The following is a 1644-nucleotide window of genomic DNA, read 5'->3' as shown; positions in this document are numbered from 1 at the left end:
CTCGGCGTCCTCCGGCACCTCCGCCATCTGCAGCTCGACATCCCGACGATCGTCATCTCCGGCACGGTCACCGAGGCGGAGCTGGTGGAGGCCATGAAGGCCGGCGCCCACGATTACGTCCAGAAGGAGAATCTCTCCCGGCTGGTGGTCGCGATCCGCCGTGAGCTGGGCGAGGCCGCCGGGCGCCGCCGCCGGCGGGAGGCGGAAGACGCCCTTCGCGAAGCGCAGGAGCGCTTCCGGTTCGTCGTGGAGAACACCGCGGACGTCGTCTATCGCCTGCGGTTCCCCGACATGGTCTACGACTACGTGAGTCCCGGCATCGAGCGGCTCACCGGCTACGGGCCGAGAGAGATCAACGGCGTAGGCCTGAACGGGCTCATCGTGAGCGTCACGGACACCGCCGGGAGGGCGGTCGCGATCGGGAAACGGGAATGGGCCCGCCAGATCGAGCAGTCGGGCGAGTTCTCCGCCGACTACCAGGTGCGGACGAAGAACGGCGAGCTGAGATGGCTGGCCGATCATTCCTTCCCGTGGCGGGATGGACAGGGACGCTTCCTCGGCGCGGTGGGGACCCTGATGGACGTCACCGATCGCAAGCGCGCGGAGGAGGCCCTCCGGCGCAGCGAAGAGTACTTCCGGTCGCTCATCGAGAACGCATCGGACCCGATCGTCGTGCTGGACGCCGAGGGCACCGTGCTCTACGAGAGCCCGGCGCTGGAGAAGATGCTGGGCTGGCGCCCCGAGGACCGGCGCGGCCGCAGCGGGCTGGAGCTGCTTCCTCCGGAGGACCGGCCCTGGATCTCGCAAGCCGTCCGGAAACTGCTCCAGGAGCCCGGACGGACCGAGCTCGTCGAGACCCGCGCCCTCCACCGCGACGGCTCGTGGCGGAACATCGAAGCGGTGGCGAAGAGCCGCCGGGACGAGAACGGCAAGCTCACGATCGTCGTCAACGTCCGCGACCTCACGGTCCGCCGGGACCTCGAGGCCCAGCTCGGCCAGGCGCAGAAGATGGAGGCGATCGGGCGGCTGGCCGGGGGGGTGGCCCACGACTTCAACAACCTCACGACCGCCATCCTCGGCTACAGCGAGCTGATGCTGCGTCGGCTCGGCGCCGACGATCCGCTCCGGCGCCACGTGTCCGAGGTGACGCGGGCCGCCGAACGCGCGGCCGCGCTGACGCGGCAGCTCCTGGCCTTCTCCCGCAAGCAGCTCCTGCAGCCGAAGGTGCTGGACGTCGCCGAGGTCCTCGAGCACTCACGCGGCCTGCTGGAGCGGCTCATCGGCGAGGACATCGAGCTGGTGACGAGGGGCGAGCCGGGGGTGGGCCGGGTCAAGGCCGACCCGGTGCAGCTCGACCAGGTGATCCTGAACCTGGCCGTCAACGCCCGCGACGCCATGCCCCGCGGGGGCCGGCTCGTGCTCGAGGCGGGCAACGCCGACCTCGACGAGGAGTACGCCCACGAGCACGTCACCGTCCGTCCCGGACGGTACGTGATGCTGGCCGTGAGCGACACCGGCCACGGCATGGACAAGGAGACCCAGCAGCGCATCTTCGAGCCGTTCTTCACCACCAAGGACAAGGGCAAGGGCACCGGGCTCGGCCTCTCGACCGTCTACGGGATCGTGCAGCAGAGCGGCGGCTAC

At 70.1% G+C, this 1644-nt stretch carries 1 protein-coding gene; it reads left to right on the top strand.

The genetic code is table 11. The features are described 5' to 3' along the window. Positions 1 to 1644 (top strand): PAS domain S-box protein (locus VGW35_00870; protein HEV8306189.1); only part of this gene is annotated, 1644 nt, incomplete at both ends.

The organism is Candidatus Methylomirabilota bacterium (genome assembly GCA_036005065.1).
Classification (GTDB): domain Bacteria; phylum Methylomirabilota; class Methylomirabilia; order Rokubacteriales; family DASRDR01; genus DASYQW01.
This window is presented reverse-complemented; position numbering and strand designations above follow the sequence as displayed.